The sequence below is a fragment of the Actinomadura sp. NPDC049382 genome, assembly GCF_040677125.1.
GTDB classification, from domain to species: domain Bacteria; phylum Actinomycetota; class Actinomycetes; order Streptosporangiales; family Streptosporangiaceae; genus Spirillospora; species Spirillospora geliboluensis.
The window spans coordinates 11,447-28,464 of record NZ_JBFARO010000015.1 but is presented as its reverse complement, the minus strand read 5'-3'; the positions used below and the strand labels follow the sequence as shown (position 1 = coordinate 28,464).

Here is a 17,018-nt window from a genome sequence, read left to right as displayed (position 1 = left end):
CATTCACACCGTTTTCTCCAGCGCCTGGAGAACGTCCGCCACGAGATCCTCGGTGTTCTCGACGCCGACCGAGAAACGAACGAACCCCGGCTCCACGGCGTCGCCGCCCCAGCGCCCGCGCCGTTCCGCGGAACTGTGCACGCTGCCGAAACTGGTGGCCTGCATGACCAGCCGCAACGACCCCAGGAACCGTTCGGCCGCGGCCTCGCCGGGCAGCGTGAACGACACCACGCACCCGAACCGGCGCATCTGCCGGGCCGCGACCTCGTGCGACGGATCGTCCGGCAGCCCCGGATACCGGAGCCCGTCGACCCGCCCCCGCAGCGCCTCCGCCAGCGCCATCGCGTTGGCGGCCTGCCGCTCCAGCCGCAGCTCCAGCGTGGCGAGCGACCGGTGCGCCAGCCACGCCTCCATCGGCCCGGGAATGGCGCCCACCGTCTTCCGCCACAACCGGACGCCCTCGGCCAATTCCGGATTCCGCGTCGCGACATGCCCGAGCAGCAGATCCCCGTGCCCGCTCAACGCCTTGGTGTCACTGGCGACGGAGAAATCGGCGCCCAGCTCCAAAGGCCGCTGGCCCAGCGGCGTGGCCAGGGTATTGTCCACCGCCACCAGCGCGCCCGCCGCGTGCGCGGCCTCGGTGATCCGCGCGATATCGCACACGTCCAACCGCGGATTGGACGGCGTCTCCAGCCATACCAGGCGCGCTCCGTCCAGCAGTGCGATCTGCGCGTCCCCGCCGGTGGGCGCCATTCGCACGACCGCCCCGTACGACTCCAGCCGCTCTTTCAACTCGCGCGTCGCCATGTAGCAGTCATTCGGCAGCACGACGACATCGCCCGCCCGCGCCTGCGACAGCAGCACGGCCGCCACGGCGGCCATTCCCGACGAGAACGACACGACCTCGGCGCCGCCTTCGAGTTCGCTGATCGCCCGTTCCAGCAGCGTCCACGTCGGATTGGAGTCGCGCCCGTACGTGTAGGGCCCGCCCGTCTCGCCGGCGAGGTGGTAATGCGCCGCGAACACCGGCCCCGGCAGCCCCGGCGCGAAGTTCTCCGCCTCCGGCCGCCCGGCCCCCACCGCCAGCGTCCCGTCCCCGATCGTCACCCGCGCCTCCTCAAGCCCTCGGCCCATCGCCCGTGCACGGACCGTGAACCACGGTACGCCGGTCCGTTTCCACCACTGGGCCGCGGCCCCGTCCTGGCGGCGGAGGAGAGGCGCACGGAGCGGCCCCTGCCGGCGGTCAGTCGCGGAGGCGGGTGAGCGTCTGCGGGGTCAGGTGCTCGGCGAGTTGCTCCAGGAGGGCACTGACCTGGGCGATCCGCTCGGAGTCGGTGGTGTCCAGGGCTTTGGCCAGCGCGGCGTCGATGGAGGTCGCGCGGACCTGCTCCACCCGGTCGGAGACGCCGGGCGCGGGCCGGATGAGGAGCCGGCGGCGGTCCCGGGCGTCGGGTTCGGCGACCACGGCGCCGGCCTCGCGGAGGCGGGCCACCGCGGCCGACACGGCGCTCTGCGGCAGGCCGGTGCGGGCGGCGATCTCGCCGATCGCGCCGCCGGGGTGCGCGCGCACGTCGCTGACCACGATCAGCACGGTCCGGACGCCGGTCGGCTGGTCGCCCAGCCCTTCGGTGGGCAGCGCCTCCTCACCGATCTTCATCAGCGTGCGGCCCAGCAGGAACAGCTCGACTCCGTTCACCCCGCCAAGATACATCAGAAAAGATGTATCAGTCTTGATGTATCAAGTTTGATGCTTTACGGTGATCCACGACGGCGGCGCCCGGAGCCGCCGGTGAGAAGGGAACCCGAGATGACCGCTGTGAGCACCGCGAGGGCAGGCCATCTGTCCGTCCAGGACGCGACCCTCTACTACGAGGTGCGCGGCACCGGCCCGGTGCTGCTGATCTCCCAGAGCGGCGAAGGCGACGCCGGACGCAGCACCGACCTGGTCGACCGGCTCACCGCCGACTACACCGTCGTCACCTACGACCGGCGCGGCCTATCGCGCAGTACTCCGGACGACCCCGGCCGGGGAGTGACGCTGGCCGAGCACGCCGACGACGCGCACCACCTGCTCGCGGCGCTCACCGACGAGCCCGCGGCGATGCTCGGCTGCAGCCTGGGCGCTGTCATCGGCCTGCACCTGGCCGTCCGCCACCCCGGCCAGGTCGGCACGCTCATCGCGCACGAGCCGGTCGCGCCGCGCCTGCTGCCCGCCGCCGAACGCGCGCACCACGAAGCGGAACTGGCCGGCATCCAGCGGCTCTACCGTCGAGACGGCCTGGGCCCCGCGCTGAGGACGATCACCGAGGTGCTGGGCATCGACCCCGCCGCCCCCGGCGCCGAACCCGGCCTGACTCCCCAACCCATGACCCCGCGGCGCATCGCCAACTTCGGGTTCTTCATCGAGCGCGACTTCACCGCCGTCATCGACGACACCCTCCCGGTCGCCGAGCTGGCGGGCACCCGGACGCGCATCATCCCCGCCGCGGGCCGCACCACCCCGCGAACCGTCTTCGACTACCGCTGCGCCGAGGAACTGGCCGCCCTGCTCGGCACCGGGATCGCCGAACTCCCCGGCGGCCACAACGGCAACACCACCCACCCGCGCGCCTACGCCGCCCGGCTCCGCGACATCCTGCGGGACGCCTGACCTGGACGGACGGCCGCGCGGGGCCGGGGACGGCTCCCCGTGGGGCGCCTCTAGGCGTCGCGGAGGGAGTCGGCGATGTTCCGCGCGATCTCGGACTCCTCGATGCGGCCGAGGGCTTCGAGGGCGACCGACTTGTTGTAGTGGTCGTTCCAGGAGTCGGGGCCGTTGTCGATGGCGTAGTCGATGACGGGCAGGGCCTCCTCGCAGCGGTCCAGCTTGACCAGCGCCGCGCCCTTGACGCTATGCGCGCTCGCGAGGTCGTACTGGCCGGCGCCCACGGCGGTTCCGGAGGTGAGCAGGGCGATGGCCTGGTCGATGGCGGCGAGGGCCTCCGCGTCCCGGCCGGCGTCCATCAGCAGGACCGCCCGGTTGACCTGCGGCGCGGGGTAGCGGGGCTCGACGGCGACGGTCTCCTCGTACGCGGCGAGCGCCTCGGCGTCCCGCTCCAGGAGGGAGAGCGCGCGGGCCTTCTCGAAGCGGGACGGCACGTCGGACGGGTTGAGCCGGATCGCCTCCTCGAACGCGGCGAGCGCCTCGGCGGGACGCCCGGAGTCGGTGAGGGCGATGCCGCGCCAGTGGTGCGCGGTCGCGTACGCGGGGCGGAGCCTGATGGCCTCGTCCAGGTCGCGCAGGGCGTCCTCGAACCGGCCGGACCCGATCGCGCTGACCGCCCGGTCGTGGTGCTCGACCTCGGCGGGGCGGGGGCGGCCGCTGAGCTGCTCCAGCCTGCGGCCCGGCACGAGCTTCCCGCCGCAGTGCGCGCAGCGGGGCGCGCGGAAGACCGAGCCCGGGGCGTGGCAGCGGTCGCAGAAGTTCTTGCCGCAGTCGCCGCAGATCATGAACTCGATCGCGAAGCCCTCGGGGTCGTTGCGGGCGACCGGGTTGCCGCCCGGCACCTTCGACACCGAGATGAGGCGCGTGCAGGCCCAGCCGGAGCAGGCGAGGATCATGGGGGTGCCCTTCCGTCATCGAACGTGTGGTCCGTCGTCGAACGTGTGGTCCCAGTCGAGTTCCCAGGCCCGCAGCACATGGTCCCGGTCGCGGGAGACCGCGAGGTGGGCGTCGGCGCTGAGGCCGACCCAGGTGACCGCGGCCGTGTGGGCCTTGAGGGTGTGCAGGCAGCGTCCGGAGGGAACGTCCCAGACGCGCAGGTTCCCGTCGGGCCCGCCGGAGACCGCGAACCGGTCGTCGGTGCTCCGCGCCAGGCAGGTGACCGGCTCCGGCAGGCGGTGCAGGAGGCGTTCGGCGCGCAGGTCCCAGACGCGCAGCGCGCTGTCAGGGCCGACGGTGGCGGCGAGGGAGCCGGAGGCGTCCACGTGGATGGACGCGAGTTCCTCCGCCGGGCCCCGGATGTAGCCGGTGCCTTCGCCGGTCGTCCCGTCCGAGATCCAGAGGGCGCCCACCGTGTGCCCGCACGTCACGACCGTGCGGCCGTCGGCGCTCATCGCGGCCGGCGACTGGCCCGGCAGGACGCGCGACCGCCGCCCTTGGAGCCGCCAGTGCGTCACCACCCGGCGCATGTCCCACGCCAGGAGGGTCCCGGCGTCGGGCCCGAAGCGCAGGGAGAGGACGACCCCGCTGTGGCCCTTGAGGGCGTGCCTGCGCCTGCCCTTGGCGAGATCCCAGACGCGGACGGTGCCGTCTTCGTCGCCGGACGCGGCGAGCCGCCCGTCCGGGCTCACCGCCAGCGACCTGACGTCGGCCTTGTGGCCGCCGAGGACGCGCACGCACTCGCCGGACGCCACCTCCCACATGCGGACCTTCCCGTCGCTCGCCCCGGTCAGCAGCCGGTGGCCGTCCGGGGTGAAGGCGACGCACGCGACGGACATGCCGCTCACCTGGAGCGTGTGCAGGTGTTCCCCGGACGCGGTGTCCACGAGCCACACGATCGGCCAGCCGCCGAACGTCACCGCGAGGACGCCGCCGGCGCTCAGCGCGCTCGCGCTCACCGACCTGCGGTCGGTGCCGGGAAGTTCGGGCCCTTGCCAGGCGCCCAGCAGGTCCGTCCGGCGGCCGTGCCGCCCGGCCTCGCGCCACAGGCGGAGCAGGTCGCGGCTCCGCTCGTGGCCCGGGACGTTCCGGGCAGCGCGTAGTTCCGCCCCGGCCCGCGCCCAGTCCCCGGCGTCCGCGTGCCTGCGGGCGCGGGAGAGCGCGAGGCCCGCCGCGTCGGCCTCGCGGGCCAGTTCCGCCGCCGTGCGCGGGCGCGCGTGGCTCCAGGGGGCGCGCGGCCCGGGATCTGCCAGGTGCCACGCGTGGACGGCCGGAGCGCCCGGTGCGGTGAGCGCGTACCGGCCGTCGTCGCTCAGCGCCACCGTCCCGCCGAGGGCTCCTCGGCCCGGCAGGGTGCGGACGCCGCGTTCTTCGCCGAGGTCCCACAGCTGCAGGCCGTCCGGGCCGGTCGACAGGGCCCGCGCGCCGTCGTCGCTGACGGCGAACCGGGTGTCGGGGTTGACGCGCCGCTCCAGGGCGCGCAGCGGACGGCCCGCCACGGTGTCCCAGACGCGCAGTTCCGTCTCGGTCGCGGCGAGCGCGGCGCGTCCTCCCGCGCTGAGCGCGACACGGGCCCGGGGGAGCGACGTCGTCCGGACGAGCATGCCCTTGGCCGCGCTCCACACCCGCAGGCGCATGGTGGTGGGCTCCCACCTGACGACATGCCCGTCACCGGTCATCGCGACAGCTCCGCCGAGCGCGCGCGGGAGATCCTGTTCCTGCTGCAGAGTGCGGACGCAGTGGCCGTCGCCGGTGTCCCAGAGCCGGACGACGCCGCCTTCAGTGGCCGTCACCAGGAGCGAGCCGTCCGAAGCGAACGCGAGCGAATCGACCCGCCCGGCATGGCCTTCGAGGCGGTGCAGCACGAGCCCGGACCGGACGTCCCAGACGAGCACGGCGCCGTCCGCACCACCGGAGGCCGCTGACCGGCCGCAGGGGCTCAGCGCGACCGCGCTCACCCCGCCCGCGAGCCCGGCGGAATGCGCGGCCAGCACATGGACGCAGCGCCCGGCCGCCAGATCCCAGATCCGCACCGTGCCGCCCTCCGCACCGGGCGGGGGCGGGTTCGAGGCGTCCCGGCCGCCGCTGACCGCGAGCCCGGCGCCGGCGCCGAGCGCGACCGCGCTGACCGGGTTGGCGTGGCCCTCCAGGACGGCGGGCGGCGGCGCGGCGGGCAGCCGCCGGGCGCTCGCCAGCGCCGCGGCCGGCTCGGGGGCGTCCGGCGCCCGCCGGGCGGCGGCCTCCAGCAGCGCCACCGCCTCGGCCGCGGCGCCGCGCTCCAGATGGACGAGGCCGAGCAGGTGATCGCCGATCCAGTCGTCCTCGTGCGTCGCGCGGACCTGCTCCAGCTCGCCGATGAGCTGCGCGTCCGTCATCCGCCCGGTGCGCCACAGGCGCAGGCCCCGGTTGAAGACGGCGTGCGGATGGTGCGGGTCGGCCCGGACAGCCCGCTCCCACAGCGCCTCCGCCTCTTCTGGGTGGCCGAGGTCCAGCATGGACAGCGCCTGGTTCGACAGCCCGTCCGCGAGCAGCGTCGCGGGCGCGGGCCGCTCCCGGGGGTAGGGGGTGCCGGTGACCTGCGCGTACACGGTGGCGAGCGCCTCGGCCAGCTCGTCCATCCGGTCCGGGCGCGACGACGGGTCCGGGCGGAAGCACGCGCGCAGCAGGTCCGCGAGGCCGGGCGGCAGGACGCCGGCCGCCCGCACGGCGAACTCCTCGAACGCCCGGCCGCCGTCCGCGCCGGACCACACCGGCGGGCCGCCGGTGAACATCGCCAGCACGCTGAGCGCCCACGACCACACGTCCGTCGCGCGGGTCAGCGGCGCCCGGTCGCCCGCCGCCGCCCGCGCCTGCTCGGGGGAGCAGTACGCCGGGGTCAGGCCCGCGAAGCTGACCAGGGGGTCGGCGTCGGGGCGCGGGACGCCGTCCTCGCCCGCCCGGATCCGCGCCTTCGCCAGCCCGAAATCGGTGACCTTGACCGTCCCGTCCGAGGTGAGCATCACGTTCGCGGGCTTCACGTCCTGGTGGACGAGCCCGTTGCGGTGCGCGTGGTCCAGTCCCCAGGCGAACTGGATCGCGACGTCGACGAACCGGCCCGCGGTGCGGCGCGGGTCCGGGCCGCGCAGCCGCCCGTCCTTGATCGCGTCGGCGAGGCTGCCGCCGCCGACCCACTCGGCGAACACGCCGGGCAGCGGGCCGAGCCGGCGCACGTAGGCGCAGTTCACGATGTGCGGGTGCAGGCCGAGCCCGACCCACGTCTCGGCCTCGTCCTCGAAGCTCCGCAGCGCGTCCTCGGAGCCGACCAGCTCGGGACGGGGCACCTTCATCGCGAGCTCGGCGTCCCAGCCGCGGTGCCGCACCCGGTAGACCAGGCCCATGCCGCCGGTGGCCACCACGTCGCGCACCTCGTAGAGATCGAGCACGACATCGCCGGGCCGCCAGGTCGCCTCGGTCATGGGGGAATCCTACGGATCTGTCGGCCCGCTCCTCTACCGTTGGGCGCCATGGAAGATCAGCCCCCCGGCGAGGACGTCCTGACCATCCCCGACGTGTGGCGGCGGGCGCTGCACGCCCGCCGCGGCGGCGCCCCCGGTCCGAAGATCAAGGTCGACCCGGCGGCACCCCGCGCGGTGCGGAGCCTTGCCGAGGAGACCGGCGGGGCGGTCGAGGCGCTGCTCGAAGGAGGGGCCGGCGACGCGGCGCTCGCCGAGGCGGCGCGCCGGCACCTGGACGGCGCGGCCGACCCGGCGGGGGCGGCGGCGGTCGCGGCGGTCACCGTGATGGGCGCCGGAGGCCCGTACGTGCGCGGCAAAGTGCACCGGGCGTACATCGACGCCTGGACCGCCGAGCACGGCCTCGCGTTCGCGGCCTGCGCGCTGGTCGAGCTGAGCCGCACGGAGGCGACCCGCAAGGGCGGCGGCTCGTGGCGGGGCACCTCGGTCGGTGCCGCCCGCATCGCGGACGAGGCCACCGTAGCGGTCTCCCTGGACGACGCGCGGCGCGTCCGCGGGCTGCTGGCCGCGGCCCCTGAGGCCGACTACGCCGGCGCGGTCGAACGGCTGGCCGCGCACCGGACGGGGTGGGGCGCGCGGTGGCTCGTGTCGTACCTGGTCCCGACCCGGCAGGACTGGGTGGACGAATGCTGCGCCGCACCCCTGCCGCCGCGCCGTGGCGTCGACCTGACCGTGCTCGCGCTGTCCTCTCTCGGCTCGGCCGACCAGCTCGCGGCCCCGCCGCTGGCGCGCGGCCTGCCCTACGGGCGGGCGAACCGGGCGCTGCTCGCCACGCTGGTCGACGGGGTCGGCCCCGGCGTCCTCCCGCTGCTGCTCGACGCGGTCGACGGCGGCCGGCTGCCCTCCGACGACCGCAAGACCGTCCTGGAGACGATCGCCGTCCTGCCGACCGACGAGGCGTTCCAGGCGCTGCTCGACCGGCTCGACCGCAAGCACGCGCGCGTGGCGGTCATCGAGGCCGCCCGACGGTTCCCGGTGCGGGCGCTGCGCCTGCTGGCCAGGGCGGGCGCCGACGACCTGCTCGCGGGCCATGCCGCGGCCCACGCCGAGCTGGTCGCCGCCGTGCTGCCCGGCCTGCCGGACGACGTCGCCGCGGCCGTCGAGCGCGTCACCGCCGCGTCGGCGCGCGTCCCCGACGCCGCGCCGGACGAGCTGCCCACCGTGCTCGCCGCCCCGCCGTGGCGCGACCCCCGGCGGCCCGTCCTGACCGGCCTGACGCCGCCCGCGCCGCGGCTCGCCTGGCGCGACGGCGAACGGCGGGAATGGCTGGAGACGGACCTGGAGCGGCACGTCGGGAGGCCCGCCGACCCCGACTGGGAGGCGATCGCCGAGGGCTACGAGGCGGGCGACCACAAGATCGCGCCGCTGCAGCTGATGTGCTACGGCCCCGAGGACGTGGTCCGGCCGCTGCTCCCCGGCTACGAAGGGCTGATCCGCCGGTTCGCCCACGTGTGGATGCGGCCGCTCGCGGCCCGCTACGAACTGGACGCGCTGCCCGCCGCGCTCCGCACGGCCCGGCCGAACCCGGAGACCTGCGCCGACCCGCTGATGCCGTACCTGGACGCGGACGTCGCGCTGCTGATGGCGGAGGGCCTGGTCAAGCGCGGCAACCGGCTGCGGCCCGCCCGCCGCTGGTTCGACCGGCACGGGCTCGCCGCCGTCCCGCTGCTCGTCCCGGCGGCGCTCGCCGCGAAGGCCAAGGACTGGCGCGGCGCCGAGACCGCCCTGCGCCACGTCCTCGCCGCGCACGGCCTTCCCGCCGTCGTGGACGCCGCCCGCGCGGCCCACGGCGACGAGGCGGCGGACGCGGTCGAGGAGCTGCTGTCCCTGGCGCCGACCGAGACCGGCCTCGCCCAGCCGGTGAAGACCGGCATCTGGGTGGACCCGGCGCCGCTCCCGCAGGTCCTGCTGCGCGGACGCGACCGCGCCCTGCCCCCGGACGCCGTCCGCGCCCTCATCGAACTGCTCACCCTGGACGCCCCGCACGGGATGGACGAGCTGGCGGCGGCGTGCGAGCCGGGCTCGGTGGCCGAGTTCGGGTGGGCGCTGTTCCAGCAGTGGCTCGACGCGGGCAAGCCGTCCAAGGACGGGTGGGCGCTGCGGCAGCTCGGCCGCACCGGCGACGACGGGACCGTCCGGCGGCTGACCCCGGTCATCCGCGCGTGGCCGGGCGAGGGCGGGCACAAGAACGCCGTCACCGGCCTCGGCGTCCTCGGCGAGATCGGGACGGACGTCGCGCTGATGCACCTGCACGGCATCGCGCAGAAGGTGAAGTTCAAGGGCCTGCAGGTGGAGGCGCAGGCGCGGATCCGGCAGGTCGCCGACCGGCTCGGCCTCACCACCGAGGAGCTCGGCGACCGGCTCGTCCCCGGCTTCGGGCTCGACGCGAACGGCGGCATGGTCCTCGACTACGGGCCGCGCCGCTTCACCGTCGGGTTCGACGAGCAGCTCAAGCCGTTCGTCACCGACGAGGACGGCAAGCGCCGCAAGGCCCTCCCGAAACCCGGCGCCAAGGACGACCCCGAGCTCGCGCCCGCCGCCTACAAGGCGTTCACCGACCTCAAGAAGGACGTGCGGACCGCCGCCGCCGACCAGATCCGCCGCCTGGAGCGGGCGATGGTGACGCAGCGCCGCTGGGCCCCCGACGACTTCAGTGCGTTCATCGTCCGGCACCCGCTCGTCCGGCACATCGCGCGCCGCCTGCTCTGGGTCGCCTACGACCCTGAATCCGGCGGGGAAGGGGACGCCGCCGCGGCGACCGCGTTCCGCGTCGCCGAGGACGGCACGTTCGCCGACGCCGAAGACGACGCGTTCGACCTCCCCGCGTCCGCCCAGGTGGGGCTCATGCATCCGGCGCGCCCCGGCACGGACGTCGAGGCGTGGGCCGAGGTGTTCGCCGACTACGAGATCCTCCAGCCGTTCCCGCAGCTCGGCCGTCCCGTCCACGTCCTGACCGAGGCCGAGCGGGAGAGCGGCCGGCTGGAGCGGTTCGAGGGCCTGAAGGTCCCGTTCGGGAAGGTCCTCGGCCTCGTCAAGCTCGGCTGGGAGCGCGGCGAGCCGCAGGACGCGGGCGGCGAGCGGTGGATCTCCCGCCGCGTCGCCGGCGACCGGTACGTGGTGATCGACCTCGATCCCGGCATCTCGGTCGGCGCCGTGGACGCCACCGGCGACCACCAGGTCCTCGACTACGTGTGGTTCGCGACGGAGCCGGGCGACTTCTGGCCCAGCAAGGGGACCCCTCTCACCTTCGGCGAGCTGGACGCCGTCACCGCGTCCGAGATCCTCGCCGACCTGACCACTCTCGCGGAGGCCGCGCAAGCATGAGCGACGACAAGACCGACTACCAGCGGCCCCCGGCCGAGGTCCGGTTCGCCGGGGAACTCGACCGGCTCCGGGAGGACGACACCGGCCCCCGCCCGCCCGGCTGGGCGCTGAGCCTGACGGCGGCGCGGCGGTTCATCACCGGGGACGAGGCGCTCGGCATCGGCCGCAAGTTCGTCGGCGACACCGCGCTCATCGACCGCGCGCTCGTCACCCTCGCGACGAGCCGCGGGCTGATGCTGGTCGGGGAGCCCGGCACGGCGAAGTCGCTGCTGTCGGAGCTGATCGCGGCGGCCGTCAGCGGGACGTCCACGCTGACGATCCAGGGCGGCGCGGCCACCACCGAGGACCAGATCAAGTACTCGTGGAACTACGCGCTGCTCGTCGCGGAGGGGCCGTCCACGCGGTCGCTGGTGCCGGCGCCGCTGCTCACCGGCATGGCGGAGGGCAAGGTCGTCCGGTTCGAGGAGATCACCCGGTGCCCGCTGGAGGTGCAGGACGCGCTGCTGTCCCCGCTGTCGGACCGCGTCCTCGCCATCCCCGAACTGACCGGCGCGGACGCGATGGTGTTCGCGCGGGACGGCTTCAACGTCATCGCGACCGCCAACACCCGCGACCGGGGCGTCAACGAGATGAGCGCGGCGCTCAAGCGGCGGTTCAACTTCGAGACCGTGTTCCCGATCGCCGACTTCGGCACCGAGCTGGACCTGGTCGAGCAGGAGGCGCGGCGGCTGCTGGAGCACAGCGGCGTCGAGGCGCCGCCGCGCCGCGACGTCCTGGAGGTCCTCGTCACCGCGTTCCGGGAGCTGCGCGGCGCCGCCACCGAGGACGGCCGGGCCATGGACCGGCTGTCGGCGGTGATGAGCACCGCCGAGGCCGTGTCGGTCGCGCACCAGATCGGCGTGCGGGGCTGGTTCCTGCGCGGCGAGCCCGGCACCGCCGCCGACATCGTCGAGTGCCTCGCCGGCACCGCCGCCAAGGACAGCCCCGACGACCTCACCCGGCTGCGCCGCTACCTGGAGCAGCAGGCGGCCCGCCGCGACGGCGCGCAGTGGAAGGCGCTGCACGCCGCCCGGCACCTGCTGCCCGGCTGATGGCCGCCACGTTCCTCGGGGTCCGGCACCACAGCCCGGCGTGCGCGCGGCTCGTCCGGGACGCGATCCGGCGGCTGCGGCCCGCGTACGTGCTGGTCGAGGGGCCCGCCGACTTCGGCCCGAGGATGGACGAGCTGCTGCTCGGCCACACCCCGCCCGTCGCGGTCTTCAGCTACTACCGGGACGCGGAGCGGGTGCACGCCTCCTGGTCGCCGTTCTGCGGGTACTCGCCGGAATGGGTCGCGCTCCGCGAGGGCCGCGCCGTGGGCGCCGAGTTGCGGTTCATCGACCTGCCCGCCTGGCATCCCGCGTTCGCCGAGCGCAGCAACCGGTACGCCGACGCCGAGCGCCGCTACGCCGAGGTCACCGAGCGGCTCTGCCGCGAGTTCGCCGTCGACAACACCGACATCCTCTGGGACCACCTCTTCGAGATCGATCCCGAGGGCGTCGGGGAGCGGCTCGACGCGTACTTCGCGCTGCTGCGCGGCGAGGCGGAGGCCAGGGCCGACGACACGGCCCGCGAGGCGTACATGGCGGCATGGGTGCGGGCGGCCGTGGCCGACGCCGGCGACCGTCCCGTCGTCGTGGTCACCGGCGGGTTCCACAAGCCCGCCCTCGAAGCGCTCACCGCGACCGGCTCCACCGGGTGGCCGGACGTGCCGGAGCCGCCCGAGGGCGCGATCGGCGGCGGCTTCCTCGTCCCGTACTCGTTCAAGCGCCTGGACGCCTTCACCGGCTACCAGTCGGGCATGCCGTCGCCCGAGTACTACCAGCGGCTCTGGGAGGACGGCCCCGGCGCGGCGGCGGGCGCGCTCATCGAGCGCGTCGCGACGCGGCTGCGCGGGCGCGGGCAGGTCGTGTCGACCGCCGACCTGATCGCCGCCCGCACCCTCACCGACGGCCTCACCCGGCTGCGCGGCCACCGCGCCCCCGCCCGCACCGACCTGCTGGACGGCCTGGTGTCCGCCCTGGTGAACGACGACCTCGACCAGCGGCTGCCGTGGACGTCGCGGGGTCCGCTCGCGCCCGGCGCCCACCCGGCCGTGGTGGAGATGGTCGCCGCGCTGAGCGGGGACCGGACCGGGCGGCTGCACCCCAGGACGCCCGCGCCGCCGCTCGTCCACGACGCCGAGGCCGAACTGGAGCGCCTCGGCCTCGACCGGGACGGGCAGGTCGTCCTGAAGCTGGCGTCGCCGCGCGGGCTGGAGCGCAGCCGGGCCCTGCACCGCCTGCGGGTGCTGGGCGTCCCCGGCGCGCGGCGCGAGTCGGGCCCCGAGACGGGCGCCGACCCGGTGCTGGAGGAGCGGTGGGAGCTGACCGCCGCCGACCCCGCCGGGCACCGCCGCTCCGCGCTGATCGAGGCCGGCGCCTACGGGCCGACGCTCGCCGACGCGGCGGGCGCCGCCCTGGACGAGCGCGTGCACGCCGCCGGTGCCGACATGGAGCGGCTCGCCGCCGCGCTGTTCGACGCGGCGCTGTGCGGCTGCGCCGACCGCTCCGACCGGATCGCCGAGGCGATCGCGGCCGGGATCGCCGGCTCGTCCGATCTCGCCGGGCTCGGCGCCGCGCTCGGCACGGTCCTCGGGCTGTGGCGGCACGACCGGGTCCTCGGTACGGCCCGGAGCCCGCTGTTCGGGACGGTCGTCGAGGAGTGCGCCGCCCGGATCCTGTGGCTCGCCGAGGGGATCCGCGGCGGGCCCGCGCCCGCCGACCTCGACCGGCTGCGCGCCGTCGCCGCGGTCCGCGACGCGCTGCTGCACGCGTCCGGGACGCTCGCCCTGGACCGCGACGCCGCGCTCGGCGTCGCCCGCCGCGTCGCCGCCGGGCCCGACGTCCCGCCCGACCTGCGCGGCGCCGCGTTCGGGCTCGGCCGGGCGCTCGGCGACACCGCCGACCCGGCCCGCGCGGTGCGCGGCGCCGCCGGCCCCGACGTGCTCGGCGACTGGCTCGCCGGGCTGTTCGCCCTGGCCCGGCAGGAGGTGCTCGACCCGGACGGGACCGTCCTCGGCGTCCTCGACGAGCTGCTCGGCGACCTCACCGACGGCGACTTCCAGGTGGCGCTGCCCGCCCTGCGGCAGGCGTTCGGGTTCTTCCCGCCGCGCGAGCGCGAGGCGATCGCCGAGGGCCTGCTGGAGCGGCGCGGCCTCAACGCTCCGGCCCGCACCCTGCTGCGCGCACCGGACGACCCCCTCCTCCTCGCGGAGGCCCGCGCCCTGGAAGAGCGCGTCGACCGGGCCTTGGCGGCCGCCGGACTTCTTGAAGGAGAATCGTGATCCCGCCCGATCTGGAACGCTGGCGGCTCGTCCTCGGCGCCCCCGCCGAGGGGTGCACGGGGGCGCTGTCCGGCGCGGCCGCCGAACGGGACGCCGCCCTCGACTGGCTCTACGGCCGCGACCCCGACCTCGGCCGGCGCGGCGTGCGGCGCGGGCCCGGCGGCGGGACGGCCGCGCCCGGCGGCGACCGCACCGGCGGCGACGGGCCGTCCCAGCTCACCACCGTCGACTGGCTGGACGCCGTGCACCGGCTGTTCCCCAAGGAGACGATCGAGCGGCTCGAACGCGACGCCGTCGAGCGGTACGAGATCCACGAGATCGTCACGAACCCCGAGGTGCTGGAGCGCATCGAGCCGGACGCGACGCTGCTGCGCGCCGTCCTGCGCACCAAGCACCTGATGAACGCCGAGGTGCTGGCGCTGGCCCGGCGGATCGTGGAGGCCGTCGTCCGGCAGCTGATGGAGCGGCTCGCCACCGAGGTCCGGCAGGCGTTCCACGGCACCCGGTCGCGGCGCCCGAGCCGCATCAAGAACTCCCGCAACTTCGACTTCCACGGGACGATCCGCGCGAACCTGGCGCACTACCGGCCGGACGAGCGCCGCCTCTACATCGAGAACCCGCGGTTCGTGTCCCGGACGCGGCGGCACGTCGAGCAGTGGCAGCTGATCCTGCTCGTCGACCAGTCCGGGTCGATGGCCGGGTCCGTCGTGCACTCCGCCGTCACCGCGGCGTGCCTGTGGGGGCTGCCCGGCCTGAAGACGCACCTCGTCGCGTTCGACACCTCCGTGGTCGACCTCACCGCCGACGTCACCGACCCGGTCGAGCTGCTGATGAAGGTGCAGCTCGGCGGCGGCACCGACATCGCGCGGGCCGTCGGCTACGGCGCCGGACTGGTGGAGAACCCGCGCCGCGCGATCGTCGCGCTCGTCACCGACTTCTACGAGGGCGGCGACCCGCACCGGCTCGTCCGGGAGGTCCGCAGGCTCGTCCAGCAGGGGACGCACGTGCTCGGGCTCGCCGCGCTCGACGAGGACGCGAACCCCGACTACGACCGCGCGATGGCGGGCCGGCTCGCCGCCGAGGGCGCGCACGTCGGCGCCATGACGCCCGGCCGGCTCGCCGAGTTCGTCGCCGAGCGGATCGGCCGGTGACCCGCCCCGTGCTCCGCGCCGACCTGCTCGCGCTCACCCCCGACGCGCTCGCCGCCCTCGCCAACCGGGGGCTCGTCAAGCGCGCCGCGAAGGACCTGGACGCCGGGAACGGCCCCGAGATCGCCGTGTCCCCGGACGGCGGCGTCGACGGCGCCTTCCCGGACGGGACCAAGACGTCCCTGCCCGCCGGCGCCGGGCTGGAGGCCGCGACCTGCTCGTGCGCCGCCACCGGGACGTGCCGCCACCGGATCTGCCTCGTCCTCGCCTACCAGCGGACCGCGGACGCCGGACCGGCCGCCGAACCCGCCGCCGAACCCGCCGGCGAACCCGCCGCCGAGCCCGAGCGGGCGGACGCGTCCTGGTCGCCCGGGACGTTCGACGACGACGCGCTCGCCCGCGTCCTCGGGCAGCGCGCCCTCACCGCGGCCCGCCGCGCCTTCCGCGCCGGGTACTCGGCGAGGCTCCGCCGCCCCACCGCGCAGGACCCGGTGGCCCATGCCGAGCTGCCGTCCTGCACCGTCCGGTTCCTCGTGCCGGGCGAGCTCGGCTACGTCGACACCGACGCCGTCGCGGCGGTGCGCGGCGAGGTCACCGTGCTCGCCGCCTGGGCGTTCCGCGCCGCCGACGAGCGCGGCCTCACCGGCGCCGAGGTCCGCCTCGACGTGGGCGGCGCGCCGGGCGCGGCGCGCGGCGACGGCGGCGCCGCGCTCGACGCCGCCCTCGACCTCGCCGGCCAGCTCCTGCTGGAGGGCGCCGCGAACGCGGGCCCGGTGCCGGCCGCCGCGCTCGGCCGCACCGCCGCCGACCTGGCGGCACGCGGCATGCATTGGCCCGCCGCCGCGCTGGAGGACCTGGCCGCCCAGCTCACCGCCCACCACGAGCGCCGCGCCGACCACGACCCCGCGCGGGTCGCGGAACTGCTCGCCGAGGTCCACGCCCGGCACCGCGCCGCCGCCGGACCGGACCGCACCCAGGCGCTCGGCACCGACGAGCGCGCCGAGACGCCGCTGCGCCGCGTCCGGCTGGTCGGGCTCGGCTGCCGCGTCGCGGGGACCGGCGCGCACCGCACCGCCGACATCTACCTCGCGCACGCCGGCACCGGCGTGGCGCTCGTCCTGAAACGCCGCTGGGACGTCCCGGACGGCGAGCGCCTCACCGGCGCCGACCTCGCCGGGCGCCGCATCCTCGGGGTGCCGCTGCGGTCGCTCGCCGCCTCGAACGTCGTGTCGGAGAGCGCGTCCCGCAGCGCCGGCCGGATCGTCCGCGTCACCGCCGGCCGGGTCGCGAAGACCACGGTCACGCCGCTCGGCGACGCCTGGGAGAGCCTGCCGGCCGCGCTGCTCGTCCGCGACCTCGCGGCCGAGGCCCGCGCGCTGGACGCGCTGCCGCCCCGCCTCGTCCGCCCCCGCGTCGCGGCGGAACTGGTCCGCGCCGTCGCGGTCGCCGAGGTCCGCGACATCGGCTACCACCCCGGCGCGCAGCGTCTGGAGGCCGTGGTCGCGGACGCGGCCGGGACCGCCGCCGTCGTGTCCGCCGACTACAGCCCGCACCGCCCCGCCGCGCTCGACGCGCTCGCCGCCGCGCTGGAGGGCGGCCCCCGGCTGGTGACCGGCGCCGTCCGCAGGGACCGCGGCGGCATCGTCATCGACCCGTTCGCCGTCATGACCGCGGACGGCGCCGTCGTCCCCGACCTGATGCCCGGCGACGGCACCGCGGCGCTCGACGCCCCGGCCGCCGCCGCCCGCGACCCGCTGACGCACGCCTTGGCGGAGGCCCTCGACGCCTCCGCCGAGGCCGCGCACCGCGGGCTCCTGCACACCACGCCCGGCCTGCGGGAGCGGATCGCCCGCACCGGGCGGGAACTGGACCGCGCCGGGCTCCGCGCCGCCGCCGCGTCCGTCGCGGACCTCGCCGCGGCGCTCACCGCCGACGACCCGCACCGCACCGTCCGCGCGTGGGCCGCCGCCCACGTCCGCCTGCTGACGACCGCCGAACTCCGCTGATCGCCCCGCCACCGCGTGTATCGA

At 76.2% G+C, this 17,018-nt stretch carries 10 protein-coding genes; 6 read left to right on the top strand and 4 right to left on the bottom strand.

The features are described from left to right. Nucleotides 1-3 precede the first annotated feature (3 nt). Nucleotides 4-1,107, bottom strand: a complete 1,104-nt coding sequence (locus tag AB0K34_RS12590) for a cystathionine gamma-lyase (RefSeq protein WP_205719682.1) — start codon at nucleotides 1,105-1,107, stop codon at nucleotides 4-6. A gap of 136 nt (nucleotides 1,108-1,243) precedes the next feature. Then, nucleotides 1,244-1,696, bottom strand: coding sequence for a MarR family transcriptional regulator (locus AB0K34_RS12585; protein WP_240808543.1), 453 nt, complete (start codon nucleotides 1,694-1,696; stop codon nucleotides 1,244-1,246). A gap of 111 nt (nucleotides 1,697-1,807) precedes the next feature. On the opposite strand from AB0K34_RS12585, the gene AB0K34_RS12580 reads away from it, so the two are divergent. Further along, nucleotides 1,808-2,650: an alpha/beta hydrolase gene (locus tag AB0K34_RS12580; protein WP_301178011.1), complete on the top strand. Its 843-nt coding sequence runs from the start codon at nucleotides 1,808-1,810 to the stop codon at nucleotides 2,648-2,650. 50 nt (nucleotides 2,651-2,700) lie between these two features. On the opposite strand, the gene AB0K34_RS12575 is transcribed toward AB0K34_RS12580, so the two are convergent. Together AB0K34_RS12575 and AB0K34_RS12570 are read right to left on the bottom strand one after the other, a co-directional pair. Further along, on the bottom strand, nucleotides 2,701-3,600 hold the full coding sequence (locus tag AB0K34_RS12575; RefSeq protein WP_301178010.1) for a tetratricopeptide repeat protein: 900 nt from the start codon (nucleotides 3,598-3,600) through the stop codon (nucleotides 2,701-2,703). 15 nt (nucleotides 3,601-3,615) lie between these two features. Further along, on the bottom strand, nucleotides 3,616-7,095 hold the full coding sequence (locus AB0K34_RS12570) for a protein kinase (protein WP_364547872.1): 3,480 nt from the start codon (nucleotides 7,093-7,095) through the stop codon (nucleotides 3,616-3,618). A gap of 48 nt (nucleotides 7,096-7,143) precedes the next feature. On the opposite strand from AB0K34_RS12570, the gene AB0K34_RS12565 reads away from it, so the two are divergent. The 5 genes from AB0K34_RS12565 to AB0K34_RS12545 are packed head-to-tail and all read left to right on the top strand — an operon-like array spanning nucleotide 7,144 to nucleotide 16,994. Beyond that, nucleotides 7,144-10,476: a DUF4132 domain-containing protein gene (locus tag AB0K34_RS12565; RefSeq protein WP_364547870.1), complete on the top strand. Its 3,333-nt coding sequence runs from the start codon at nucleotides 7,144-7,146 to the stop codon at nucleotides 10,474-10,476. After that, nucleotides 10,473-11,567, top strand: a complete 1,095-nt coding sequence (locus AB0K34_RS12560; RefSeq protein ID WP_138638422.1) for an AAA family ATPase — start codon at nucleotides 10,473-10,475, stop codon at nucleotides 11,565-11,567. Before AB0K34_RS12565 ends, AB0K34_RS12560 begins: the two co-directional genes overlap by 4 nt. After that, complete coding sequence (locus AB0K34_RS12555; protein WP_138638421.1) at nucleotides 11,567-13,840, top strand: DUF5682 family protein; 2,274 nt, start codon at nucleotides 11,567-11,569, stop codon at nucleotides 13,838-13,840. The genes AB0K34_RS12560 and AB0K34_RS12555 overlap by 1 nt, the downstream gene beginning before the upstream one ends. Beyond that, nucleotides 13,837-14,991, top strand: a complete 1,155-nt coding sequence (locus AB0K34_RS12550) for a VWA domain-containing protein (RefSeq protein ID WP_138638420.1) — start codon at nucleotides 13,837-13,839, stop codon at nucleotides 14,989-14,991. Before AB0K34_RS12555 ends, AB0K34_RS12550 begins: the two co-directional genes overlap by 4 nt. Then, nucleotides 14,988-16,994: a hypothetical protein gene (locus AB0K34_RS12545; RefSeq protein WP_364547865.1), complete on the top strand. Its 2,007-nt coding sequence runs from the start codon at nucleotides 14,988-14,990 to the stop codon at nucleotides 16,992-16,994. Before AB0K34_RS12550 ends, AB0K34_RS12545 begins: the two co-directional genes overlap by 4 nt. The last annotated feature ends 24 nt before the right edge of the window (nucleotides 16,995-17,018 follow it).